The organism is Sorangium sp. So ce281 (assembly GCF_051527395.1).
In the GTDB taxonomy this organism is placed as follows: Bacteria; Myxococcota_A; Polyangia; order Polyangiales; family Polyangiaceae; genus Sorangium; species Sorangium cellulosum_B.
In genome coordinates this window covers 7,281,806-7,305,010 of record NZ_CP150322.1, presented here as the reverse complement: position 1 = coordinate 7,305,010, position 23,205 = coordinate 7,281,806, and the positions used below count along the sequence as shown (strand labels likewise).

The following is a 23,205-nucleotide window of genomic DNA, read 5'->3' as shown; positions in this document are numbered from 1 at the left end:
GGCGTCCTGGCGTGGTCTGCGCGCGTGAGCGCCGGGCCCGCCCGCGATCCGGACGCGGCCTGATCGATGAACATCGATGCCGAGCAAGCCGAGCAAACCGAGAGCTAGCCGCTCACCCCATCCCCCGGACGCGGCGCAGCAGCGCCTCCGCCGGCTCGTAGCCCCGCCCCTCCGCGCGGGCCAGCGCCGCCTCGGTGGGGACGAGCTCTCCGGAGAACGCCCTGGCGAGGATCGTGTGCGGGAGCCTTTCGGCCCGGGCCGCAGCGCGGGCCACGCGCTCCTCGACCTCGCTGGCGAGCGCGAAGAGCGCCTGTGCCCGGCGCGCGATCTCCGCCTGCTCCTCCGCCGGCGGCACCGGCACGGGGATGCCGTTCAGCGCCGCCTGCGTGAGCTTCGGCTGGGCCGAGCCGGTCACGTGGTGCTGCAGGTCGAGCGAGTTCAGGAGCAGCTCGAGGTACCCGAGGACCACGCCGGCCTTCGGCTGGACCACATGAGCATGGTTGTTCACCCAGAACCTCCCGCTCGCGGCGAACGCCACCCGGGTGTTCCTCGACAGGAGGTTCGCGCCGTCCTCGGCGATCAGCAGGTAATCCCCGTCGAACAGGTAGCCATCGATCGAGTCGATGACCCCCGACGCGCCGTAATACGGATACGGCCCCCGGCGCCTCGCTCGAACCGCGGAGCTCACGGGGACGCGTCGGCCATCGTGGTTGTCCACCAGGGCGCCGAAGGGGCAGCGGACCCAGGACGGCGGCAGGGGACGCTCCCGACCGTCGCTGCTCGCCCCGGGCGCGGCCGGCGCCGGCGTCGAGCCGCGCGGCGGGGGCTCCGCCCGTCCCGCGGCCGGCGCGGCGGCGCCCGGCGCGCGCAGGTCCTCGGTGAGCCTCCCCGAGCACGCCGCCCCCAGCACGGCCTGCCGGAGCCGCCGGAGGAGCAGCGACGATCGCGCCAGCCGGGCCTTCGCCGCGTCCACCTCGCCGAGCAGGGCCTCGGCCTTCGCGACGATGCGGCGCTGCTCGGGGAGGGGAGGCAGCGCGAAGGGCCGCTCGAACGTCTCGCGCACCTTCACGAACGGCTGCGCGGAGCCGCCCTTCACCCAGAATCCCTCGTCGTTGAGGTGGAGGAACAGGTAACCGACGTCGATGGCCCGCTCGTCCGGCCAGACCACATGGGTGTTCGCGATCGCCGACCACCGCCCGCGCGCCTTGAACGCCTTCCCGCACCGCGTCCCCACCGCGGAGACGACGATCGCCTCGCCCTCGTGCTCCCAGCCGTCGCACCACACGTCGGGGCCGGCGGCGCTGAACCCCTGGTAGCGCCCTGGCCGCTGCTCGGCGTGGAGCTTCCCCTTGATGAGCTTCGAGCTCCCGCTCCGGTGCGAGCAGATCGACGCGAGCGTCGTCTCGGCCCACCCCTCGGGCAGCGGCCCGCTCACGCCTCCGCCGCCTTCGCCCCGCCCTCGAGCAGCGCGATCACGCGGTTCAGCGCGGCGACCGCCTCCGTCAGCTCCTGGAGGGCGTCGGTCGCCAGCTCCTCCGGCTCGGGCGGCTCGCCGGCCTCGTCGAGCGACTCCTCCTTGAGCCACCTCAGCCCGTCGAGCTTGAACTCTCGCTCCTTCACCTCGCGGAGCTCGAAGCTGCGGAACCGACCCTCGCCGGAGCTCGCCGCCTCGCGCACGCCGCGCCCGTCGGGGTCGCCGCCGTAGCACCGCTCGAACTCCGCGAAGTGCGCCGGGGAGAGCGGCCGGCCCTTCTTGGTGATCGACGGGACGCCCGTCCGGGCGTCGTAGATCCAGACCCTCTCCGTCGCGCGGCCCTTCGAGAAGAAGACGACGTTGGCCTTCACCCCGGCGCTGTACGGCGTGAAGGTCCCGTGCGGCAGGCGGAGCACCGTGTGCAGGTCGCAGCCCCTGGCGAGGATCTCCAGCACCGCGCCTGCCTGGTCGGCGAACAGGCAATGGTCCGGCAGGACCATCGCCGCCCGGCCGCCGGGCCTCAGGATCGTCAGCACGTGCTGGATGAAGTTGAGCTGCTTGTTCGCGGTCGCGATCGCGAAATCCTCGCGGCGCGGCGTCTCGTAGGCCCCCTTCGTGCCGAACGGCGGGTTCGTCAGGATCACGTCGAACCGCTCGTCCGGCGGCGGGGCGTCGAGCGAGTCGCCGAGGGTGATCCTCGGCTCGATCCCGTGGAGGACCAGGTTCATCAGGGCGAGCCGGCGGGGGCGCGCGACGAGCTCCTGGCCGAAGAACGCCCCGGCCTTGATCCGGCGCGCCGCCTCCCGGTCGAGCGCTCCCCGCGCCTCGGCCTCGATCCACTCCCAGGCGGCGACGAGGAAGCCCCCGGTGCCGCACGCCGGGTCGCAGAGGGCGAAGCCCGGCTTCGCCCGCGGATCGGGCCTGATGCACCGCACGATCGACTGGATCAGCGCGCGGGGCGTGAAGTACTGCCCCGCGCCCTTCTTGCCCTCGGCGGCGGCCTTCTCCAGGAGGCCCTCGTACGCCGCGGCCTGGATGTCCACGCCGAGGCGCGTCCACTCGATCTCGTCGATGAGGTCGACGAGCTTCCCGAGGCTCGCCGGGCTCTTGAAGCGCGGCTGCGAGCCCGCGTAGATCTCCCCGAGGACGCCGGGGGCTCCGTCGAGGGATCGGAGGACGTCGGCGTAGCGGTCGAGCAGCGCTTGCCCGCTGCGCGCGCGCAGCGCGGGCCAGGAGCAGTCTGTCGCGTCGACCTCGCCGCGGGGCGTCCTGTGCTCGACGCGCGAGAGATCGATGCCTCGCTCGGCGGCCATCTTCAGGAAGAGCAGGTAGGTGATCTGCTCGATGTAGTCCCCGTGGTCGATGCCGTCGTGGCGGAGCGTGTGGCAGAACCCCCAGAGCTTTCCAACAACGTCGGTCATGCGGCGGCGGCTTCGTTCGGGTCGTGGAGCGGGAAGGCGAGGCGCGGGAGGAGCCGGCTTACCACGGCCGGGCGCCTCACGGCGGCCGCCGCGCTCGTCCATGGCGCTGGGACGCGCCGCCGCCGATGTACTAGGCTCGTCCCGTGCCGCGCGCCCTCACCTCGCTGTTCGCGCTTTTCTTGCCGCGATCGCTCCGATCGTCGCTGCCGCCGCGGCTGCCGCTGTCTCTCCTGTCGCTCTTGCCGCTGTCCGGCCTCGCCTGCGCGTCGTCCTCGCTCCCCGATCCCAAGGAGGCGGTGCAGGTCTACGCCGACGCGGCGGCGCGCGGCGACGCCGACGCCATCTACGGCATGCTGAGCGACAAGAGCCGCACCGCGATGTCGCGCGACGAGGTGCGGCGGCGCGTCGCCGAGGCGCGCGCCGAGCTCGCGGAGCAGGCGCGGAGCGTCACGGCGCCCGGGGTCGTGGTCAAGACCCGCGCCCGCGTCCGCTACCCGGACGGCGAGATCGCGACCCTCGAGCTCGACGAGCGCGAGCGCGCCTTCCGGATCTCGGCCGCCGACGCGCTGCCTGCGGGCGGCCGCACCCCCGAGCAGGCCCTCGAGCAGCTCCGCCGCGTCCTCGCGCGCCGCAGCTACGCCGGCCTGCTGCGCGTCCTCACGCCGGCCACGCGCGCCGCCATCGAGAGCGACCTCCGCTCGCTCGTCGAGGGGCTCGCTCAGCCCGAGGGGCTCGAGGTCCGGATTGCCGGCGACTCCGCGACGGTGCAGATCCCGGGTGGGCACGAGGTGAAGCTCCGGCGCGAGGCGGGCGTATGGCGGGTCGAGGACTTCGATTGAGACGATGGCTCGGCCGGCTCGGCGCTCGCCGGCCGCGCGGCCTGGGCGGTGAGGCGGCGCTGCCGCCCTCGCGCCCCGCCGCCTCGGCTGGGCCGCCGCGCCTCGCCGTGGCGCGGCCGCGGCGCCTCGCGGCGGCGGCGCTGGTGGTTGTCTCCGCGCTGCTCCTCCTCGCGGTGCCGCGCCCCGTGCGCGCCTTCGGCGAGGAGGGGGCGTGGAACCCGCGGCCGCTGCTGACGGGCGACGCGCGATGGGAGGGGGTGCGCGCCACCGCCCCCGCGCGCTGGTCGTTCGAGCTGGAGCGGCGGACGAGCGCGCCGGCGCGCCGCAACCCGACCACGGTCCGCGCCGACGACCCGGCGCTGCTCGCCGAGCCGTTCGCGCTCTGGGGCGGCGAGGGCGACCTCCCGCCGCTCACCGAGCGCGAGGTCTTCGGCCTGCGCCGCTTCCTCGCGCTCGGCGGCGTGCTCCTCGTCGACGACTTCGCCCCGGGCAGCGGCGCGTTCGGCCGCGCCGCGCGGCGCGAGCTCGCTCGCGTCCTGCCGGAGGGCTCTCCCATCCCGATCGGCACGGAGAACGTCGTCTTCCGCTCCTTCTATCTCCTCCCGCGCGCCGTCGGCCGCGTCGAGGGCCCGCCGAAGCTCTCCGCGATCGTGCGCGGCGGCATGCCGCAGGTGATCTTCTCCGACCACGACCTCGCCGGCGCCCTGGCGCGCTCGGAGGGCGGGGGGCCGAGCGTCGAGGTCACGCCCGGGGGCGAGGTGCAGCGGGAGCGCGCGTTCCGCCTGGCCGTGAACATCGCGATGTACGTGCTCTGCTCGAACTACAAGGACGACCAGGTGCACGCGCCGTTCCTGATGCGCCGCCGCGCCGTCGACGACAACCGACCCCGCTCCGCGCCTGCGCGGCCGTGAGGCGCGATGACGTCGGGTCGCCTCGCCGCTGCGCCGAAGCTGGTCTGGCAGGACGACCACTTCACGGTGCTGTTCGACGCGTCCCTGCGCGTCGTCTGGACCGTGCGCAGCAGCAGGCCGTTCACCTCGCTGGAGGAGATCGAGGCCGTGATGGGAGAGCTCATCCGCGTCCTCGACCGGCTGGGCCGCTCCCATCACGCCCTCTTCGTCGACGTCCGCGCCGTCCCCGGCAGGAACGACCCGTCGTTCGAGGCGACGATGAAGCGCTTCCGACCGCACTGGCTGCGGGGCTTCCGGCGGGTCGGCGTGCTCGTGCAGAGCGTCGTCGGCGCGCTCCAGATCCAGCGCTTCGCGAGGGATGACGGCATCGAGCGGCTGATCACGAGCGACGAGGCCGCGCTCCTCCGGTACCTCACGGAGGAGGGCTGAGCGGCCAGGAGCTCTGGTGTCTGGCCGCGCTTAGCTACCGTCTGCCGTGGCGGAGGGCGTGCGCGATGCCGCTCTGCAGCGTGCTCAACGTGGTGATCCCGGAGAGATCCACGCCGAGCGTGACGAGCGTCTGCGCCACCTCCGGGCGGACGCCGGTGAGCACCACGCGGGTGCCGAGCAGCTGGGCGGCGCGCGCGGTGCGCGTCAGCGCGTCCGCGACGTGCGTGTCGACGGCGCGCACGCCGGTGATGTCCAGGATCGCCGTGTGGGCGCCCTGGCTGCTGATGCCGGAGAGCAACGTCTCCATGATCTGCTCCGCGCGCCCGCTGTCGATCGCCCCGACGAGCGGCATCGCGACCACCCGATCGGCGAGCGGGATGAGCGGCGTGGACAGCTCCCGGAGGGCGGCCTGCTGCGCGAAGATGATCTCCTCCTGCAGCGCGGCCCGCTCCGCCTCCGCGCGCTTCAGCGACGTGATATCGGTCACGATGCCGCCCATGCCGATCGGCGTCCCGCGCTCGTCGTGGATCGGGAATTTGACCGTGAAGAAATGGTGTTGAGCGCCTTCTATCGGCACCATCTCCTCGAACTGCATGACCTGCCCGCCGGTGAGCACCTCTCGCTCCTTCGCCACGATCCTCGCCGTGGCCGCGGGGTCCAGGGCGCCCAGCTCGAACTCATCCCGGCCGATGAGCTCGAGGACGTGCTTCTGCATCGTCTGCGCGTGCATGCGGTTGGCCAGGACGTAGCGCCCCGCGGTGTCCTTGACGAAGATGGAGCTGCGCGCGTTGTCCACCAGCTGCAGGAGCAGCTGGTACCGCCCCTGCACCGTCTTCTCCCTCCGCTCCCGGTCGCCGGCGTCATCGACGAGCGCCGCGATCTCGTGCGCGTCGCCTCGGCCGTCGCGCAGCACGGCGTAGGTCCATCGGCAGAGGAGCGCCTGACCTCCCTTCGTCCTGCACTCGCTCGTGGTCGCGGCGAAACGGCTCTCCTCCCGGGCGAAGTCGAACGCCCGCGCCGCGGCGGCGGACACGGGGACCGCGCCCACGAGGTCGGCCAGCCGGCGGCCGACGGCCTCGCTCGCGCTCCAGCCGAGGAGGCGCTCGGCGCTGTCGTTCCAGTACGTCACCGCGCCGTCCAGGCGCCACTGGATCACCGCCGGCACCGCCGTGGGCAGCCCCTCGAGCGCGTCGAGGGCCTCCACGTCTGCCGTGGCTTCCGGCGCGGCCGCGCTCTCTGCGTGACCGTTGGAGCGCTCCGCCAGCGCCTTCTCCAGCGCCTCGACGCGCGCGCGGAGCGCTGTGTTCTCTGCCCTGAGCCGCCCGGCCTCGTCCAGCTCTTCGCGCATCGTCACCAGGGGGCGAGCCTACGCGCGGCGTACCCGGCGTTTCAAGGTGGCTCACCGCTGTTCGAGGTTGCCCGAGAGGTCGCAGCAACGGCGCCGGGCTGGGACACTCCGCCCCGATGTACTAGGCTCCGCGCGTGCCACGCGCCCTCGACTCGCTGCCCGCGCTGTCGCTCTCCCACGCCGGCGCCGCGAGCGGGACTCCCTCTTCTCGCGCGCTTCCCGCGCTTCTCTTGTTCCCGGAGCGGCCGTGACCCGGAGCCTCGCGCCCTCGGGCGATCTCTCGTCGCCGGTCGTCGCCGTCGCCTGCGTCGTCGCGGCCCTGAGCTTCGGCCTGCTCGTGCTCGAGCTCGTCCGTGCGCGCGGCCGCGCCGCCGGGGCGGTGGGCGCCGCGCCCGCGCGCGCGGCGCTCGGCACGGCGCTCACGGGCGCGCTCGCCGTGCTCGGCCTGCTCGCCGCCATCCTCCGCCCTGTCGCGGTCACGTCGCGCGGGAGCCTCGTCGGCCCCAAGGTCGTGGTGCTGGTCGACGGCTCCCGATCCATGGACCTGCCGGGCGTCGCGGGGACCCGCCGCGACAGCGCCGATCGCGCGATCGAGGAGCTCGGGAAGCGCGCCGACGTCCGGCTCTCCCGTTACGTGTTCGGCGAAGGAGCGCCGCTTCCGGCCGACGGGCAGGCAGGCGAAGGCGGCGGCGCCGCGCCGGCGCCGGGCGGGAGCGCTGGCGCCGCGCCGGCGCCCGACAGGGACGCGGGGGCGCCGGCCGCCGCCTCCGGGTCGGCCGCGGCGCCCGCGTCGCCCGCGCGAGGCCGGCCGCAGCGCCGCTCGGATCTCAGCGCCGCGCTCGAGGCGCTCGCCCGCGCCGCCGACGAGCGGCCGTCGGCGTTCGTCGTCGTCTCCGATGGCCGGCTCGACCGCCCGGGCCCCGACGACACCGCCGCGGCGACGCGGGCCGCGCTGGAGGGGCTCGACGTCCCGGTGCACACGGTCGCGGTGGCGACCGAGTCCGTGCGCGACGCCGGCGTGCGCGCGGTCCGGACCTCCGGCGCCGCGGTCGCCCACCAGCCGCTCTCGCTCCGCATCGACATCGGCTGCAGCGGCGGCCTCGCGTGCGACGCCGTCCCTGTCGTGGCCCGCGAGCTGCGCGAGCAGGGCGCGCCCACGACGCTCGCCACGGGCACGGCGCACGTCGAGGGCGGCGTCGGCACGGTCGAGCTCGGCGTGACGCTCGACCGCGCCGGCACCCGCATCCTCGAGGTGGCGATCAAGGCGCCGGACGGCGACGAGCTCCCCGAGAACGACGTCCGGTACGTCACGCTCGACGTCGCGCGCGATCGCATCCGGGTGCTCCACGTGGCGGGCCGGCCGACGTACGACGTGCGCGCGCTCCGCATGTGGCTCAAGGCCGACGCCTCGGTCGACGTCGTGGCCTTCTTCATCCTGCGCACGCCCGGCGACGAGGTGAACGCGTCGTCGGACGAGCTCGCGCTGATCCCGTTCCCCGTCGATGAGCTCTTCAGCGTCCACCTCTCGAGCTTCGACGCGGTCGTCCTGCAGGACTTCGACGCCGCGCCGTACGGCCTGACCAAGCACCTCCCGGCGCTGGCCCAGTATGTCGACAAGGGCGGCGGGCTCATCATGGTGGGCGGCCCGAACGCCTTCGTGTCGGGCAACTATGCGCGCACGCGGCTCGCCCGCGTCCTGCCGGTGGATCTCGACATCGGCCGCGCGCCCAAGGTGGATCTCGGCGCCTTCGTGCCGCGCATCACCGCCGCGGGCCGCGCGGCGCCGGTGCTCGCGCCGCTGCTCGCGCTGATCGGCGACGAGATGCCGGAGATGCCGGGGACCAACGTCGTCGGCGATCCGCTCCCCGGGGCGACGGTGCTGATGACGCACCCGACCCGCACGACGGCCTCGGGCGCGCCGATGCCGGTGCTCTCGCTGGGCGAGCACGAGAGCGGCCGGACGATCGCGCTGACGCTCGACGGCAGCCACCGCCTGCTCTTCAGCGCGTTCGCCTCGAGCTCCGCGGGCCGCGCGCACGGCGCGTTCTGGGACGCCCTGCTCGGCTGGCTCATGCGCGATCCGCGCTTCGAGCCTGCCGCGATCGAGCCGCGCGGCGGGTGCCTCGCGGGCGAGGAGACGGCGCTCGTGCTGCGCCCCCTCGCCGGGCAGCGCGGCGAGGCCAGGGTGACCATCGCGCGCCTCGGCAGCGGCGCGGTCGTGAAGACGCTGACCGCGCCGATCGGCGAGGGCGGCGAGCCGGTCGAGCTCGCCGCCGGTCGCCTCGAGCCCGGGGGGTATTCGGCCACGGTGGAGATCGTCCCGGAAGGCGCCGCCGGCGACGGAGGCGACCAGAAGCGGGCGGCGACGCGGCGCGATTTCGCGTGCGAGCGCGGCGGCGACGAGTGGGCCGATCCCCGCCCCGACGTCGCCCGCCTGGAGGCGATCGCCCGCGCGACGGGCGGCGCGTCGGTGCTCCCGTCGGGCGCCGGCTCGCTGTCGCTGCCTGCGGCGACGCAGGTGGCGACCGAGCGCCACGTCGCGCCGCTCCTGCCCCCCTGGGCCTGGACGCTGGCGGCGGCCGCGGCGCTCGGCGCGCACTGGATCGTGCGCCGGCGCGGGGGCCTCGCCTGAGGCGAGGGCGCCGGCCGGAGCCCTGGTCTCGTCTCAAGGGAACGACGGCTTCTCGAGCGGATCGGCCTTGTCGCCGACCCAGACCCTCAGCACCCCGAAGTGCGCGGCGTTCCCGGTGAAGCTCGCGTGATTCACGATGAGCAGCATCTGCGCCGGGTCGTTGAACGCCACGTTGGCGGGGGCGTCGAGGGGCATCTCCTCCCCTGGTGCGCTCTCGATGCGCGATACCTCGACCCCGTGCTCGTCGAGCACCGAGATCGCGTTGGCCGCCGCGAGCGTGACATAGAGCTTCCCCGACTTGCCGAACGCGAACCCGTCGGGCGCCTCGCCAGCATCGTAGTCGTGGACCAGCTCCAGATCGGCCTCTTCGGGGGCCTCGACGAGGGGGAGCCGGTAGATGGACCCCAGGCTCGTGTCCGACGGGGAGAACGACACCGAGAAATAGACGTGCTCCCGCTCCGGATCGAGCCGGATCCCGTTCACGCCGATCGGCAGGTCGCCGCTGCCGACGAGGGCGGCGCTCTGGAACCAGATCTCCGGCGCGCCGCCCCCGGGCGGGTAGCGGAAGATCGTCGCCTGCAGCGAGTCGGTCACATAGGCGTAACCCTCCTCGTCGAAGGCGATGTCGTTCGGCAGCGGCGGCGTCGGGAAGGGCGTCGGCGAGCACGCCTCTCCAGGCGCGGCCATCACGCACGCCGGCAGATCCGGCAGCGGAGCGCCGTAGCTCTCCTGAACATATCCATGTCCAGTCTTCCTGAAGCGCAGAAGGCCGAGCTGCGTGCTGAGCGCGTAGACCCGGCCGTCGTCGTCGACGGCGATGCAGCTCAGCGCATGCTCTTCGGCGAGCGCCTCGCCCGCCACCTGGATCGTGCTCTTGAGGACTTTGCTGTCCCTGTCGAATACGGAGATGGTCGACGGGCCTTGACCTGCGGTGCCGAACGTCGCTGGGCCGGAGACGTAGACCCGATTCCCATGGACCGCGATGCCTTCGGGGAACCCCGGAGCCGCCGGAGCCGTCGCGAACGTCTTGATCTCGCCGTAGCATCCCCCCTGCGCCAGCGCCGGACCCGGGATCAGCGGCGACACGGCGGAGAGGATCGCCAGCGCGCCGCAAGCCAACCATTTTCCGTTGGAGTGCGATGATTTTGACGTGACGGAATGCGGCATGTTCCCTCCATGGGTCCGTGGTTGCGGGACCGGAGTTGTCGGAATAGGCCGCGTCGAGAAGACAAAGTGCAAACTGCCTGGCTTCGTCAGGCTGACGATGCGGCCATGATAGCTGGAGTATATGCGGTTGAGCTGATTGGCTGTCGAGTCGAAATTCTTCGGTTCATGAAATATCAGGGAGGCCGCTGCCCGGCTGTTCGGTGACGCGCCGCGCGCGCCGCCCGTGCCGCCCGCGTCATGTTTCCCATGTGTGTCCGCGTAGTTGCGTGCTTGCGCCCTGGCTGCACAGCGCGGTCACGTCAGTCCACGTCGGTTCACGTCAGTCCACGTCGGTTCACGTCAGTCCACGCCAGTCCACGCCAGTCCACGTCGGTCCACGCCAGTCCACGCTCGTTGCGCAGTGCACGTGGCGACGAATGTGTGCAACGGGCGGAGAACGTGTCCTGGTGGCGTGTTGGTGAATGCTGCCGAGTGTTCCCGAAGGCATCCTCTGGCGCGCGGAGGTCCCCGCGGTCGAGGCGTCGCGCTAAGGCTGCGTCGGCCAGGCGACGCGCGTCGGCACGAGCCGGGGCTCGACGGTCCCGTCGCCCAGCTCGCCGTTCCTGTTGTCACCCCAGCAGAGCATCTCGCCCGTGCGCTTCAGCGCGCAGCTGTGGTCATCGCCGAGGGCCAGCTCGACCACGTCGGTCAGCCCGATCGACTCCGGAACGAGCGCCGGATCCTGCGTGCCGTTGCCGAGCTGCCCCTTCGCGTTGTCGCCCCACAGGAACACCTCGCCGCCCGCCAGCACCGCGCCGGAGTGCCTCGCGCCGAGCGAGATCCGGGTCACGTCCACGAGGTTCGGGATCTTCCGGGGATTCGCCTCGGAGATCACGACGCCAGTCCCGAGGCGGAACTGATCCCCCTTGCCCCAGCAGGAGGCCACGCCGCGCGCCGGCGCGGCGCACGTGTGCAAGGCGCCCGCGGCCGTGAGCGCGACGCTGGTGAGGCCCGCGACGGGCTGCGGGGTGTTCTGCTGGTTGAAGTTGCCGAGGCCGAGCTGGCCGCTCTCGTTGTGGCCCCAGCAGTTCATCGTGCGCTCGCCCAGCCGCTCTATCATGCCCGCGCAGGTGTGCGAGAGGCCGGCGCTCACCGAGTCCACGCCGTCCAGCATTACGGTGGGCTCGACCCGATCGACCTCGTCGCCGTAGCCCAGCTGGCCGGAGCTGCCCTCGCCCCAGCAATAGAGCTCGTGCGACGCCGTCACCGCGCAGGTGTGGGTCCCGCCGACGGCGACCTGGGTCGCGCCCGCGAGCTCCTTGGCGCGCACGGGGGAAGGGGAGTTCGTCGCCTCGCCGTCGCCGAGCTGTCCGCTGTTGCCCGCGCCCCAGCACGCCACCGCGCCGTCGCTGAGCACCGCGCAGGTGTGCGCGCGCCCCGACGAGATGCTCGCCGCGACCCTGGTGGCGCCGCTGAGGCCCATGACGGGCCTCGGGACCCGTCGATCCTGCTGCAGCGTCCCGTCGCCGAGGTTGCCCCAGGTGTTCCTGCCCCAGCACCAGACCGAGCCGTCGCTGAGCACCGCGCACGTGTAATTCGTGCCGGCCGCGATGTGCGTGGGCGCGACGCAGGCGCCCCGCACGCACTGGCCGCCGCAGGGCTTGTCGCACCTGCCGCAGTGCGCGGTGCTCGTGAGGAGGTCCTCCTCGCAGGCGTTCTCGGGGTCCTTGTCGCAGTTGCCGCGGTTCTCCTCGCACGCCGGCGACTGGCAGACCCCGTCCTGGCAGGTCGGCTCGCCGCCGAAGGTCGGGCAGGCGACGTCGCACGCGCCGCAGTGCTGCGCGTCCGTCATCGGGTCGACGCATGCGTCGCCGCAGACCATCCCGCCTCCAGGGCACCCGCCGCCGCTCCCGCCGCTCCCGCCGCTCCCGCCGCCGGTGCTCGAGCTCGTCGACGCGTCGGGCGGGCGCGCCGTGAACTCGTCGCCGCACGCGGCAAAGGCGATGGCGACGGCGGCAGCGGCAGGCACGTACGCCGCCGCGAGGGGCAGCGAGGCGAACGGGAGCCGGCTGGCCCGAGGTCGATGCGTGGAAGCCATGGAGGGCGTTCTTCCCTTGCGTTGAGGCGCGGCTGCGCCATCAGGCGCGGCGGCCTGCGACATTCTAGACGAAGTCGCGCGCCGAGAGCTCTCGCCGCACGCCGCGCCTGTCGCGCCGCGCGCCCGTCGCGCCGATCAGCGCGCCGCGACGAGCACCTCGTCGATCGGCGGCGCCTTCTCGAGCACGCCGAGGTCCACGAGCTGCTTCGCGAGCGTCTCCCAGCGCTCGCTGGTCATGACGCCGAGGCCCTTCTCCTTGGTCTCGGTGGTCTCGATGAGCGGCCGCTGCGCCTCGGCCGCGGCGACGAAGGTCTCCGCGTCCATCGAGGTGTTGAGCTTGGCCATGATCTCGTTGGACCGCGCCGGATCCTGGAGGTATGTGCGCCAGCCCTCGCGCGTCGCGCGGACGAACGCGCGGACGCGCTCCGGGTTCTCCTTCCAGAGGGCTGCGCGCGTGATCACGACCACGACGTACGGGTTGAACCCCTCGCTGGCCACCAGGAACGCGGCGGGATCGCTCCCCTTGCGCTTGGCCGCGATCGGCTCGGCGGTGATGAAGCACTGCTGGGAGAAGTCCTTGTCGGCGACGAAGCGGGCGACGCCGCCGTCGTACGGCACGACCTTCACCTTGTCGAACCCGTACTTCTTCTTGAGGTACGCGGCGTAAGGCAGCCCCGGCTCGATCGCGAGCGTGCCCGACTTGAGGATGTCGGCGATGCTCTTCGCGCCGCGGCTCTCGTGGGTCATGATGGCCTGCGGCGAGGTCTGGAACACGGCGAAGAGGGGGAGCACGTCCGCGCCGCGGGCGCGGGCGGTGAGCACCTCGTCGGCGCCGGAGATGCCGAAATCCACCTGCCCGCCGGCCACCATCTGGACGACCGGCACGCCGGCGCCGCCGCCGAGGATCTCGACGTCGAGCCCCTCCTTGGCGAACGCGCCCGACTCGCGCGCGGCGTAGAACCCGCCGAACTCGGGCTCCGGGACCCAGTTGAGGGCGAGCTTCACCTTCGCGGCCGGCGCGTTGGGGGCGGGCGCGGCCGGCGCGCTCTGCGCAGGCGCGGCCGGCGCGCTCCCTTGCGGGGACGCGGACGAGGCGCGCCCGTCGCCTTCCGGCGCCTGCGAGCGCGAGCAGGCGGGGGCGAGGAGGGGGACGGCGGCGAGGGACGCGAGGCGTCGCAGGAACAACCGGCGGCTGTCGGGGAAGTGCATCAGCGATTGATCTCCGAAGGATGCCAGCGCCGCAAGAGCCGCCTGCCGGCGAGGTCGACGGCGCCGAACAGCGCGAGGCCGAGCCCGGAGGCGAGCAGCACGGCGGCGAAGAGCAGATCCGTGCGCAGCTGGCGGTAGGCGGAGAGGACCAGGATGCCCAGGCCGGCGGCGTCCTCCGAGAAGCCGGCGACGAACTCCCCGACGATCGCGCCGATGACGGCGAGGCCCGCCGCGATCCGGAGCCCCGTCACGAGGTGGGGGAGCGCCGAGGGCAGCTCGAGCTTGCGGAGCGTGGCGAAGCGGCCGGCGCCGTAGAGCCGGAAGAGATCCCGCAGCGCGGGCTCGACGGAGCGCAGGCCCGCGAGCGTGTTCGCGATGACAGGGAACACGGAGACGATGAACGCCGAGACCGCGACCGCGCGCAGGCCGGGGCCGCACCAGAGCACGAGCAGCGGGGCGATGGCGACGATCGGGACGGTCTGCAGGAAGACGGTATAGGGATAGAGCGCCCTCTCGAGCGGGCGCGACGAGGCGAGCGCGATGGCGGCGAGCACGCCGACCGCGGCGCTGAGGAAGAAGCCCGCGAGCGCGGCCTTCGCCGTCGTGACGGCGCCGGCGAGCAGGGGGGCGGCGTTCATCGCGCCCGCCCGCGCCACGTCCGAAGGGGGCGGCAGGAGGTAGGCAGGGACGCTGAGCGCCCGGGCGAGCGCCTCCCAGAGCGCCAGCAGGATCACGAGCGCGGCGAGCGGCGGCGCGACGGCATGGAGCGGGGTGGGTCGCACGGCTCGGCCCTCTCTAGCGCGAGGCCGCCGCGCCAGGAAGATGCTGCGGTGCAAGAAATCAGGCTCGTCCGTGGCCCGGCGCCGAGCGACGCGCGTGCCGAGCCACGGGAGAGGTGAGTGGGGAGCTTCGTCGACGCGGGCTGTGAGCCGCGCCGAGCGCGGCCCCGCTCGGTCCGGCTACTTGCCCTTCTTCGCGGGCGCGGCCGGAGCAGGCGACGCCTTGGCGGTCGCGGCTGCCTTCTTCTGGTTCTTCTCCGCCGTGTCCTGCTTCTTCTGTCGCTCTTTGGCCTTCGGAGATTTGTCACCCATGGGAGCACCGCCTCGGTGGATGTGTTTGTATTATCCGCCTTGACCGAGGCTAGCACCATCTCCGGCGGCGCAGTCACGAACTTTGTCTTTCGCGAGCGCTTATGTCTCGGCTTCTCCACGTCTCGTCTGGTCTCGTCTCGCCTCGTCTCGCCTCGTTTCGCCTCGTTTCGCCTCGTCTCGCTGCCTCGTCGGTTTGTCTCTGGGTTGCCTCTCCCGCCGGCAGGCAGGGCGCAGGGAAACCGTCGATGTGTTGGCTCGGGCCCTTGCTGGTTCCGGCGGATGCGTGGCTGCTGCGGGCGTCCGAGACGTGAATCGCGCCGGCCTGGCGCTCGCGTGCGCGCGTCCCTCCGATCGGTGAGGGGCCTGGTGCCCCCGCTGCCGCCGGGCTCGCTTGCCGGCATCGAGGGGCGGCGCTACGAAGGCGCCGCGTGTTCAAGGCCATCCTCTGGGACAACGATGGAGTCCTCGTCGACACCGAGGGGCTTTACTTCCAGGCGACGCGCGAGACGATTGCGTCGGTCGGCGTCGATCTCACCCTCGACGACTATCGCCAGCTGTTCCTCGTCGAGGCGCGCGGCGCCTGGCACCTCGCCAGCGCTCGCGGGGTCGACGAGGCGGGCGTGCGGCGGCTGGCCGACGAGCGGGATCGCCGCTACCTCGAGCTCGTCGCGGGCGGAGACACGCTGTTGCCGGGCGCGCGAGAGGTCGTCGCGGAGCTCGCCGCGCGCTTTCGCATGGCGATCGTCACGAGCAGCAAGCCCGAGCCGTTCCACCGGGCGCACGCGGCGACGGGCCTCCTGCGGTGGTTCGAGTTCGCGCTCACGCGGGATCAGTACGCGCGCGCCAAGCCGGATCCCGAGCCGTACCGGATCGGCTGCGAGCGGCTGGGGCTCGCGGCGCGCGATGTCCTCGTGATCGAGGACTCCGAGCGCGGGCTCCGGTCGGCCAAGGCCGCGGGCCTGACGTGCTGGGTCGTCCCGTCGCCGCTCACGGCGCCGTCGGACTTCACCGGCGCGGACGCGGAGCTCGGATCGCTGCGCGAGGTGCTCGCCCGCCTCCGAGGAGCGTGAGCGCGACCTCACGTTTGCGCGATGAGGTAGCTCACAGCGCCCATGTGTGCGCGCCGCCGCCGCGCCGCGTCGCCCCGTCCCTCCCCCTGGATTTTTGCACGCTGCACATCTGCTGGGTGCATGACCATCTGGCGGTTCACGAACGGTTCGTGGCACCTTCGGGCCCGTGGCTTCCGGTGACGGCATCTCGCTCATCGAGCTCGTCGTCCTCGGCTGGTCCTCGGCCACCGCGGCGCCGGCGCCGATCCCCATTCGCATCGACTTCGATGCCCCGGCGGACTGCTCGACCGCCGACGAGTTCTACGAGGGCCTCCGTGCCCGGTCGGACCGCGTGCGCCTCGCGACGGACGGAGAGGACGGCTGGGGTGTCCGCGTCCGGCTGAGCCGCGGCGGGGCTGGGGTCCACGGCGAGCTGCGCGTCGTTCACGCAGGCGGCGAGACCGACACGCGGATCGTCGATGCCACATCGTGCGACGTCGTGGTCCAGGCGCTCTCGCTCACCGCGGCGCTCTCGCTCGACGAGGTGGTCGAGGTGACCGCGCCCCTCGCTCCCCCTGCGCCGCCGCCGCCCGCTGTCCCCCCTGCGCCGCCGCCCGCCCCGCGAGAGGCGCCTTCGCTCAAGTTCGCGCTCGGCGCGCACGTGGTGGTCACCCAGGTCATCGCACCTCATGCGAGCCTGGGCGCAGCCCTCGGTGCCCGGGTGACCCCGCACGTCGAGGGCCCGTTGAGCCCTTCGTTCGGCCTCTCGCTGATGTACGCGCGGAACGACCTGCTGTCGGGCGGCGACAGCGTCCTCATCCAGTGGGCGGCCGCGGCCCTCTCCGCGTGCCCGGTGCGCTGGCAGCTCGGTCCCATCGTCAGCGCAGAGCCGTGCGTCGTCGCCGCCGGCGGCTGGCTCGCGGCGGCGGGACGAGGTATCTCGAACCCGGAGTCCGTCGTGCGATCGTGGTGGAGCGCGGGAGGCTTCGCGCGCGCCGCTGCGCTCCTCGGCGGGGGCACCGCCCTCGAGCTCGAGGCCGGCGTCCTCGTGCCGCTCGTTCACCGGCGGTTCACCATGGGGTGGTCGGCAGAAACCGTCGGCGAGACTCCGGTGATCTCGCCGCTCGTTGGCGTTGGAATCGTGCACAACTTCTAAGCCAGGATTCTGTGATCACTCCGACTCGCGCTGGGAATTATGACCCATGGACGGCATCCGGAAGCTGGGCCGCAGGCACGTCGCTCCCCCCGACCCGAGGACAATGTTCCGCTCTGGCTGTCTCCCATTGCTTCCCGGTAGACTCCGTTCTCCACTGGTCTCATGTCTCGCCTCGCGGTGAGTATGGTTGCCGACGTCATGACATCGCCTGCTTTGCCTGACAGCGAGCCGGCGAGCGTGGCTCCATCGGCGGCGAACGTGAAGCAGCGGGACGCGCGCCTGCGACGGATGGTGGACGCTCATCTTGACTTCATCGGGCGGGTGCTCCGCAACGCGGGGACCCCTGCTGCCGAGATCGACGACGCGGTGCAGCGCACCTTCATCGCCGCCGCGCAGCGGCTGGACGACGTCCGGCCGGGCGCAGAGAAGAGCTTTCTTCTCCAGACCGCGCTTCACGTAGCCGCCCACGCGCGCCGCAGCGCCGCGCGCCGGCGGGAGTTCCCCGCGGCCGAGCCGCCGGAGGTTGTGGACGCTGCGACACCCGAGCAGCTCACCAGCCAGAAACACGCGCGCCAGATGCTCGATCAGGTCCTCGACCAGATGGAGTCCGATCTGCGGACCGTGTTCGTGCTGTACGAGTTCGAGGAGATGAGCATGGTGGAGATCGCCGGCGTGCTGGGGATCCCGCAGGGCACCGTGGCCTCTCGGCTGCGAAGGGCCAGGGCCGATTTTCGTGAGCGCGTCCGCGCGCTGGAGCTCGTTTCGACGAGCGAGGTGAGACGATGATGGAACCACGTCGCCTACTGGAGGAGAGCGACAACCCGCTCGAACGCGCGCTGCTGAGCGCAGGCGCGTCGTATCCCACGTCACCGGAGACGCGCGCGAAGACGCTGGCCGCGCTGGGGCTCGCCGGCGCCGCCGCCCTGTCGGCCAGCGTGGCGGCGCCTGCGGCGCTCTCCGCGGCAGGGGTGTCCGCTACGTCCTCGTCGCTCGCCATGAAGCTCGGCTGGACCAAGATCCTCGTCGCGCTCTCGACGATGGGGATGCTCGCCGGCATCCCGGCGGGCTACCTCGCCTGGCGCGGGCAAGACGCGCCGGAGGTCGCCGCGGCGCACCTCTTCGGCCCCGCGCTCGCCGACCCGGTCGCGCAGACGGCGGCGCAGGCGCCTGCCTCGGCGCCAGCGCCGGTGGAGGCGCTCGCGGAGGAGACGATGGCTCCGGCGCCTGCGGCTGGCAGCAGCGTTGCGGTCACGAAGCTCGATCCGAAGCCGTCCGGTATGCGCGCCCTGGAGGCGGAGCTCGGCGCGCTGGACGCGGCGCGCACGATGCTCGCGAGCGGGAACGCGCGAGGCGCGCTCTCGCTCCTGGACGCCTACTCCAGGGCGCATCCGCGCGGGCGGCTGAGCCTCGAGGCCGAGGTCCTGCGGATCGACGCGCTCGCGAAGAGCGGCCGCTCCGACGCTGCCTCGCAGCGCGCCGCGGCATTTCTTCGCCGGCATCCGAACAGCGTGCTTGCTTCCCGGGTACGGCGCTATGTAAACAACTAAACCCTGGGTCATGCGTTGCCCTGCCCTCCTCCGTTCGTTCCGCGCAGCTTCCGGCGTCGCCGGTGCCTGGATGGCGGTGTGTGTGCTGCCTGGGTGTGTGACCACGGTGGATTCTCTCGGCTACGACCGGATGAGCAGCGATGAGCTCGGCCCGCTGACGGGCCCCTCCGAGTACCCCAACGCGTTCCGCGACGTGCTCGGCAAGACGGACGAGGAGATCGCGGCCAAGATCGAGGACAGCTTCAATCAGCTCTTCTACGGCGATCGCAACAACGAGACCGTCTACTACCCGGTGCCCGGCACCGAACAGGCCTACATCTGGGACGACTACCACAATAACGTGCGCTCCGAGGGCATCGGCCTCGGGATGATCATCACGGTCGAGCTCGACAAGCGAGACGAGTTCGACCGGATCTGGAGATACGCCAAGTCCACACTCCGGTTCAAGTCCGGTCCCAGCGAGGGGTACCTCATGTCGTGGTGCGACACCCCGCTCGGCACGGTGGCGTGCATCGATCCTTTCGGCCTCCAGCAGATCGCGATGGCGCTGTTCTTCGCCCACGGCCGCTGGGGGAGCGACACCGGGACCATCGACTATGGGCTGGACGCGATCAACCTGCTCGAGGTGATGCGCCACAAGGAGGCCCTGAACGGGGGGGTCACCTCGGGGGTGACCAACCTGTTCGATTCGACGACGAAGCTCGTCTACGACTACCCGCACGTCTCGGTGGTGGACGTCACCCGTCCTTCCATCGAGATGCCCGCCTATTACGAGCTCTGGGCGCAGGCCATGCGCGACCCCTTCTGGTCCGAGGCTGCCGCCAGCGCGCGCACCCACTGGCAGGAGGCCGCGCACCCGAGCACCGGGCTCATCCCTGTGCGCACCCACTTCGACGGCACGCCGGTGCTCAACTGGGACTACTTCGGCTCCGAGGCCTACCGCACGCAGCTGAGCCTCGCGCTCGACCACGTCTGGTTCGGCGTCGACCCGTGGCAGGTGGAGGAGGCGGACCGGCTGCTCGGGTTCTTCTCGAAGCTGGGCATCGACAAGTACGGCGCGGTCTTCAAGATCAACGGCGCGGTGCTCAGCGCCACGCCGGAGTCGGCGCTCATCTTCATGAACGGGGTCACCGGGCTGATCGCGACGAACGACGATCGCGCCGACTATATCGAGGCGGTGTGGACGACGCCGCCGGCGACCGGGGAGACCCGCTACTTCTCGCGGTTGCTCCACATGCTCTCGCTGTTGACGCTGAGCGGGCAGTATCGCGTGTACTGATCCGGCGCGCGGGCATCTCCTCCCGCGCAGGCCGCGCGGCGCTCGCTCGAGCGCCGGAAGAGCGTCGCCCTCGCCGACCGGCCGCAGCCGCGGGTAGAGCGCGACCGAGCTCGTGATGTGATCTCGCTTATGTCAAGCGAAAACGGGCACCATGGAAGGGAGCCGCTCCGATGGCGGGCGACGGCATGGGCGCCGGCGGGGGGTCCAGGGGAGCGCGCTCGAGCCTGGCTTCTCGATGGCCCCTGAGGGGTCTGCCGGAAGGGGATGGTGATGCCATCGGAGACCGGCGTTGGTTACAATGAGCGCCAGATGAAGCCTCTCCGCGCAGCTCGTCCTCTCGTGATCTCCACGAAGTCCCTTGTTGCCCTCGTCCTCTCCGCGTCGCCGGCCGTCGCGCTCGGCGCGGGCTGCGGCGTGGCGGACAGCGTGCCGAGCCCGAGCGCCGGCGCGTACGAGGGGACAGACCATGAGCCGACCGGCACGGGCGCCGCGAGCAGCAGCGCCGCGAGCAGCGGCGCCGGGCCGAGCGGCGGGGGCGCCGCGGGCCCCGGAGCGAGCTCGGGCGCGGGGCGCGCCGAGGTCATCGGGACCGTCGTCTCTCGCCATGATGTCGTCAGGATCATCGCCCTCGGCGACACCGGCGAGGGAAACCTCGCGCAGAACCAGGTCGCCGATCGGATGAGCGAGAAGTGCGTCGAGGTCGGGGGCTGTCATGCCGTGATGATGAACGGCGACAATTTCTACGACCACGGCGTGGTCGACACGAGCGATGCGCAGTGGGGTCCCAAGTTCGAGCAGCCCTACGACAGGCCCGGCCTGAACGGCCTCCCGTTCTATGCGGTGCTGGGGAACCACGACCACGGCCCCAGCAGCAACGGCGCACGGCAAGCGCAGATCGACTACTCTCAGCTGCCCGTGGGCGACGGGCCCGGCATGCGGCTGACCGGCAAGTGGCACATGCCCGCCTCGTATTACGACGTTCGCGTCGGCGACGTCCATCTCTTCGGGATCGATACCGTCGACTTCACCTCCGATGACCAGGCGCGCGACATGAGCGCCCGGGTCGCCGCCTCGGACGCCACGTGGAAGATCGTTTTCGGTCATCACCCCCGCTTCACGTCCGGAGCTCACGCCTCGGACAACCCGTCGCTCGGGGCGAGCGGGATGTTCGCCATGCAGCAGGCCATCTACTGCGGGGCCGACATGTACATGGCCGGCCACGACCACAACCTCGAGTTCATCGACAAGGGGCGAGACGAGAGCTGCCCGAGCACCTATTTCGCCATCAGCGGCGCCGGCTCGAAGACCCGCGCGGTGTCCCCCTCGGTCCCGACCGAGCGGGGGCAGCTCTTCTTCACCGACAAGACCGAGGGCTTCGCCTATCTGCGGTTCGAGGGGAGGAACCTCCTGTTCGAGTTCATCGACAAGCAAGGCGTGGTGATCTTCACGACGACCATGGCCAAGTGAGCGGGCGCCGCGGTCGACGGCCGAGCGTTGCCCCGGCCGTCAGCGGCGCTCGTCGTCGCGCGGCGCGCCGTCGCGCTCGTCATCGCGCTCGTCGTCGCGCTCGTCATCGCGCTGGTTCCCGAACGAGATCGTGTTCTCGGTGCCCGCGAGCATCCGCCGGATGTTCGGGATGTGCTTCAGCCAGACGAGCGCGGCGAGGAGCAGCGAGAGGCAGAGGGCCGGGGCGGCCCGCTCGCCGAGCAGCCAGAGGAAGAGGGGCAGGGCGAGGGCGCCGGCGAGGGAGCCCGCCGAGACCATGCGAGTCGCCCGCACGACGACCGCGAAGACGGCCAGCGTGGCGAGCGTGGATCGCGGCGCCAGCACGAGCAGGACACCGCAGGACGTCGCGACGCCCTTGCCGCCCCGCATCCCGAGGAAGACCGTGTAGTCGTGGCCCAGCACCGCGATGAGGCCGCCCGCCGCGGCGACCCACCCGCCCGGCGCGACGGAGAGCCACGACGCGAGGGGCCCGGCGACGAGCGCGCCCTTCGCCACATCCGCGGCCAGGACGGCCAGGCCAGGCCCCCAGCCGAAGGCGCGCAAGACGTTCGTCGCGCCGATGTTCCCGGAGCCGACCTCGCGGAGGTCGACCCCTTTGACGAACCGGGCGAAGAGGTAGCCTGTCGGGATCGCTCCGAGGAGGTAGGCAAGGGCCAGGTAGAGTGCCGTCATTGGCCGTCATCGGGCGCCTCCATGCCCGCGCTCACGGCGGGTGTAGCACGCGCGCCGCGTCGAGCGCGCGCCAAAGGCCCCATGTCCCGGTGGCGATCGTGGTATTCTGCGAGGATGGCTGACCTGGCGCCCGTCTCGACCCGGAGTGGCCGCGCCCCCAAGATCGCGCTCGTCCTGGCCGGCGGCGCCGCCCGCGGCGCTTACGAGGTCGGCGTGGCGCAGCACATCCTCGAGGACGTCTCTCGCGATCTCGGCCGCGAGGCGCCGCTCGATATCCTGTGCGGCACCTCGGTCGGCGCCATCAACGTCTGTGGGCTCGCCGCGTTCGCGGACGAGGCGCGGAGCCGCGCGCGGCGGCTCGCCGCGGTGTGGACGCGCCTGCGCATCGACGACCTCGTGCGCCTCGACGTGCGCGGCGTGCTCGCGGTCGGGCACGACCTGCTCCGCGGGGGCGCCGCGGGCACGCCGTCGAGCGGCGGCCGCGCCGCGCTCCTCGACACGTCGGGCCTCGAGCGGCAGATCGCGGAGGCCGTGCCCTTCGAGCGGATCGACGGCCACCTCGAGAGGGGGCTCCTGTCGGCGCTGACCGTGTCGACGACGCTGGTCAAGAGCGGCCGCACGGTCGTCTTCGTCCACCGCCGCGAGCCCGGCCTGCCGCCCTGGAGCCACGACCCGACGATCTCCCCCCGCGCCACCGCGATCCGCGCGCAGCACGCGCTCGCCTCGTCCGCGCTCCCCATCCTGTTCCGCCCGGTGAACATCGACGGCGAGCTCTACTGCGACGGCGGGCTGCGCCAGAACGTCCCGCTGTCGCCCGCGCGGCGCCTCGGGGCCGACGGCGTGATCGTGGTCAATCCGCGGTACATCGAGCCCGCGTCGAGCGCGGCCGAGCGCGACGCGCCGGGCCTCCCCGGGCCCCTCTTCCTGCTCGGCAAGACGCTGAACGCGCTGATGCTCGACCGGATCGACAACGACCTGGCGCGCCTCGAGAGCATCAACGGGATCCTGGAGGCGGGGCGGCGGCGCTATGGCGAGGGCTTCATCGGCGAGCTCAACGACGAGCTCGGGCTGCCGCCGGGGCGCGCGCTCCGGCCGATGCGGTCGCTGCTCATCCGCGCCTCCAAGGACATCGGCAGCCTGGCGGCGGAGTTCGTGCGCTCCCCGGCGTTCCGCGCGCGCACCACGAGCGTGCTCGGCCGCGTGATGCGGCGCCTCGCCGAGGGAGACGAGCAGCGCGAGGCCGACTTCCTGTCCTACCTGCTGTTCGACGGGGAGTTCGCCGGGGCGCTCATCGAGATAGGCCGCGCGGACGCGCGCGCGCGGCACGAGGAGCTGTGCGCGTTCTTCGAGCGGGCGCTGAGGCCGGGCGGGTTCGAGGAGCGGGCGCCCTGAGGGGGC

The 23,205-nt window shown here is 72.4% G+C and carries 20 protein-coding genes; 11 read left to right on the top strand and 9 right to left on the bottom strand.

Annotation, left to right across the window (positions count from 1 at the left end; genetic code table 11):
* Positions 1–112 precede the first annotated feature (112 nt).
* Together WMF27_RS27510 and WMF27_RS27505 are read right to left on the bottom strand one after the other, a co-directional pair.
* Entirely contained in the window at positions 113–1,435 is a 1,323-nt protein-coding gene (locus WMF27_RS27510) for a restriction endonuclease subunit S (RefSeq protein ID WP_437765897.1), read from the bottom strand.
* The gene (locus WMF27_RS27505) at positions 1,432–2,895 is read right to left on the bottom strand and encodes an N-6 DNA methylase (protein ID WP_437765898.1); all 1,464 of its coding nucleotides are present in this window, start codon (positions 2,893–2,895) and stop codon (positions 1,432–1,434) included. Before WMF27_RS27505 ends, WMF27_RS27510 begins: the two co-directional genes overlap by 4 nt.
* A 143-nt stretch (positions 2,896–3,038) precedes the next feature.
* Here WMF27_RS27505 and WMF27_RS27500 point away from each other — a divergent pair, with 143 nt between their 5' ends.
* From WMF27_RS27500 to WMF27_RS27490, 3 genes are read left to right on the top strand one after another with little or no spacing between them, the layout of a single operon-like run.
* Complete coding sequence (locus tag WMF27_RS27500; protein ID WP_437765899.1) at positions 3,039–3,734, top strand: hypothetical protein; 696 nt, start codon at positions 3,039–3,041, stop codon at positions 3,732–3,734.
* On the top strand, positions 3,731–4,645 hold the full coding sequence (locus tag WMF27_RS27495; protein ID WP_437765900.1) for a DUF4159 domain-containing protein: 915 nt from the start codon (positions 3,731–3,733) through the stop codon (positions 4,643–4,645). The genes WMF27_RS27500 and WMF27_RS27495 overlap by 4 nt, the downstream gene beginning before the upstream one ends.
* 6 nt (positions 4,646–4,651) lie before the next feature.
* A complete protein-coding gene (locus tag WMF27_RS27490; RefSeq protein ID WP_437765901.1) occupies positions 4,652–5,074 on the top strand; it encodes a hypothetical protein in 423 nt (140 codons plus the stop codon).
* 34 nt (positions 5,075–5,108) lie between these two features.
* On the opposite strand, the gene WMF27_RS27485 is transcribed toward WMF27_RS27490, so the two are convergent.
* Positions 5,109–6,422 (bottom strand): PAS domain-containing protein, encoded by a 1,314-nt coding sequence (locus tag WMF27_RS27485; protein WP_437765902.1) that lies wholly within the window; start codon positions 6,420–6,422, stop codon positions 5,109–5,111.
* 247 nt (positions 6,423–6,669) lie between these two features.
* Here WMF27_RS27485 and WMF27_RS27480 point away from each other — a divergent pair, with 247 nt between their 5' ends.
* On the top strand, positions 6,670–9,054 hold the full coding sequence (locus WMF27_RS27480; RefSeq protein WP_437765903.1) for a glutamine amidotransferase: 2,385 nt from the start codon (positions 6,670–6,672) through the stop codon (positions 9,052–9,054).
* A gap of 33 nt (positions 9,055–9,087) precedes the next feature.
* On the opposite strand, the gene WMF27_RS27475 is transcribed toward WMF27_RS27480, so the two are convergent.
* The 5 genes from WMF27_RS27475 to WMF27_RS27455 all read right to left on the bottom strand — a co-directional run bounded on the left by WMF27_RS27475 (position 9,088) and on the right by WMF27_RS27455 (position 14,598).
* Positions 9,088–10,221, bottom strand: a complete 1,134-nt coding sequence (locus WMF27_RS27475) for an SMP-30/gluconolactonase/LRE family protein (protein WP_437765904.1) — start codon at positions 10,219–10,221, stop codon at positions 9,088–9,090.
* A gap of 526 nt (positions 10,222–10,747) precedes the next feature.
* Positions 10,748–12,298 (bottom strand): hypothetical protein, encoded by a 1,551-nt coding sequence (locus WMF27_RS27470; protein ID WP_437765905.1) that lies wholly within the window; start codon positions 12,296–12,298, stop codon positions 10,748–10,750.
* A 135-nt stretch (positions 12,299–12,433) separates the two neighbouring features.
* Positions 12,434–13,507: an ABC transporter substrate-binding protein gene (locus WMF27_RS27465; RefSeq protein WP_437765906.1), complete on the bottom strand. Its 1,074-nt coding sequence runs from the start codon at positions 13,505–13,507 to the stop codon at positions 12,434–12,436.
* Positions 13,507–14,289 carry an ABC transporter permease gene (locus tag WMF27_RS27460; protein ID WP_437765907.1) on the bottom strand — a complete coding sequence of 261 codons (783 nt, stop codon included), beginning with the start codon at positions 14,287–14,289 and terminating at the stop codon, positions 13,507–13,509. Before WMF27_RS27460 ends, WMF27_RS27465 begins: the two co-directional genes overlap by 1 nt.
* A gap of 177 nt (positions 14,290–14,466) precedes the next feature.
* Positions 14,467–14,598 carry a hypothetical protein gene (locus WMF27_RS27455; protein WP_269454198.1) on the bottom strand — a complete coding sequence of 44 codons (132 nt, stop codon included), beginning with the start codon at positions 14,596–14,598 and terminating at the stop codon, positions 14,467–14,469.
* Positions 14,599–15,026: 428 nt separating this feature from the next.
* Between WMF27_RS27455 and WMF27_RS27450 the strand changes: the two genes are divergently transcribed.
* The 6 genes from WMF27_RS27450 (at position 15,027) to WMF27_RS27425 (ending at position 21,096) form a co-directional block, all read left to right on the top strand.
* A complete protein-coding gene (locus tag WMF27_RS27450) occupies positions 15,027–15,668 on the top strand; it encodes an HAD family hydrolase (RefSeq protein WP_437765908.1) in 642 nt (213 codons plus the stop codon).
* 166 nt (positions 15,669–15,834) lie between these two features.
* A complete protein-coding gene (locus WMF27_RS27445; protein ID WP_437765909.1) occupies positions 15,835–16,803 on the top strand; it encodes a hypothetical protein in 969 nt (322 codons plus the stop codon).
* Between the two features lie 198 nt (positions 16,804–17,001).
* Positions 17,002–17,589: an RNA polymerase sigma factor gene (locus WMF27_RS27440; protein ID WP_437542422.1), complete on the top strand. Its 588-nt coding sequence runs from the start codon at positions 17,002–17,004 to the stop codon at positions 17,587–17,589.
* Entirely contained in the window at positions 17,586–18,350 is a 765-nt protein-coding gene (locus WMF27_RS27435; RefSeq protein WP_437765910.1) for a hypothetical protein, read from the top strand. The genes WMF27_RS27440 and WMF27_RS27435 overlap by 4 nt, the downstream gene beginning before the upstream one ends.
* Positions 18,351–18,456: 106 nt before the next feature.
* Complete coding sequence (locus tag WMF27_RS27430) at positions 18,457–19,629, top strand: glycosyl hydrolase family 8 (RefSeq protein ID WP_437943107.1); 1,173 nt, start codon at positions 18,457–18,459, stop codon at positions 19,627–19,629.
* A 309-nt stretch (positions 19,630–19,938) separates the two neighbouring features.
* A complete protein-coding gene (locus WMF27_RS27425) occupies positions 19,939–21,096 on the top strand; it encodes a purple acid phosphatase family protein (RefSeq protein WP_437765912.1) in 1,158 nt (385 codons plus the stop codon).
* A 39-nt stretch (positions 21,097–21,135) separates the two neighbouring features.
* Here WMF27_RS27425 and plsY read toward each other — a convergent pair whose 3' ends face one another.
* A complete protein-coding gene (gene plsY / locus WMF27_RS27420) occupies positions 21,136–21,807 on the bottom strand; it encodes a glycerol-3-phosphate 1-O-acyltransferase PlsY (RefSeq protein WP_437943105.1) in 672 nt (223 codons plus the stop codon).
* Between the two features lie 114 nt (positions 21,808–21,921).
* Between plsY and WMF27_RS27415 the strand changes: the two genes are divergently transcribed.
* A complete protein-coding gene (locus WMF27_RS27415; protein WP_437765914.1) occupies positions 21,922–23,199 on the top strand; it encodes a patatin-like phospholipase family protein in 1,278 nt (425 codons plus the stop codon).
* The last annotated feature ends 6 nt before the right edge of the window (positions 23,200–23,205 follow it).

Excerpts from the sequence above, each read along its gene's own strand:
- WMF27_RS27505 (WP_437765898.1), bottom strand. The coding sequence starts at position 2,895 with ATGACCGACGTTGTTGGAAAGCTCTGGGGGTTCTGCCACACGCTCCGC.
- WMF27_RS27490 (WP_437765901.1), top strand. The coding sequence starts at position 4,652 with ATGACGTCGGGTCGCCTCGCCGCTGCGCCGAAGCTGGTCTGGCAGGAC.
- WMF27_RS27485 (WP_437765902.1), bottom strand. The coding sequence starts at position 6,422 with ATGCGCGAAGAGCTGGACGAGGCCGGGCGGCTCAGGGCAGAGAACACA.
- WMF27_RS27475 (WP_437765904.1), bottom strand. The coding sequence starts at position 10,221 with ATGCCGCATTCCGTCACGTCAAAATCATCGCACTCCAACGGAAAATGG.
- WMF27_RS27470 (WP_437765905.1), bottom strand. The coding sequence starts at position 12,298 with ATGGCTTCCACGCATCGACCTCGGGCCAGCCGGCTCCCGTTCGCCTCG.
- WMF27_RS27465 (WP_437765906.1), bottom strand. The coding sequence starts at position 13,507 with ATGCACTTCCCCGACAGCCGCCGGTTGTTCCTGCGACGCCTCGCGTCC.
- WMF27_RS27455 (WP_269454198.1), bottom strand. The coding sequence starts at position 14,598 with ATGGGTGACAAATCTCCGAAGGCCAAAGAGCGACAGAAGAAGCAGGAC.
- WMF27_RS27440 (WP_437542422.1), top strand. The coding sequence starts at position 17,002 with ATGACATCGCCTGCTTTGCCTGACAGCGAGCCGGCGAGCGTGGCTCCA.
- WMF27_RS27435 (WP_437765910.1), top strand. The coding sequence starts at position 17,586 with ATGATGGAACCACGTCGCCTACTGGAGGAGAGCGACAACCCGCTCGAA.
- WMF27_RS27425 (WP_437765912.1), top strand. The coding sequence starts at position 19,939 with ATGAAGCCTCTCCGCGCAGCTCGTCCTCTCGTGATCTCCACGAAGTCC.
- plsY (WP_437943105.1), bottom strand. The coding sequence starts at position 21,807 with ATGACGGCACTCTACCTGGCCCTTGCCTACCTCCTCGGAGCGATCCCG.
- WMF27_RS27415 (WP_437765914.1), top strand. The coding sequence starts at position 21,922 with ATGGCTGACCTGGCGCCCGTCTCGACCCGGAGTGGCCGCGCCCCCAAG.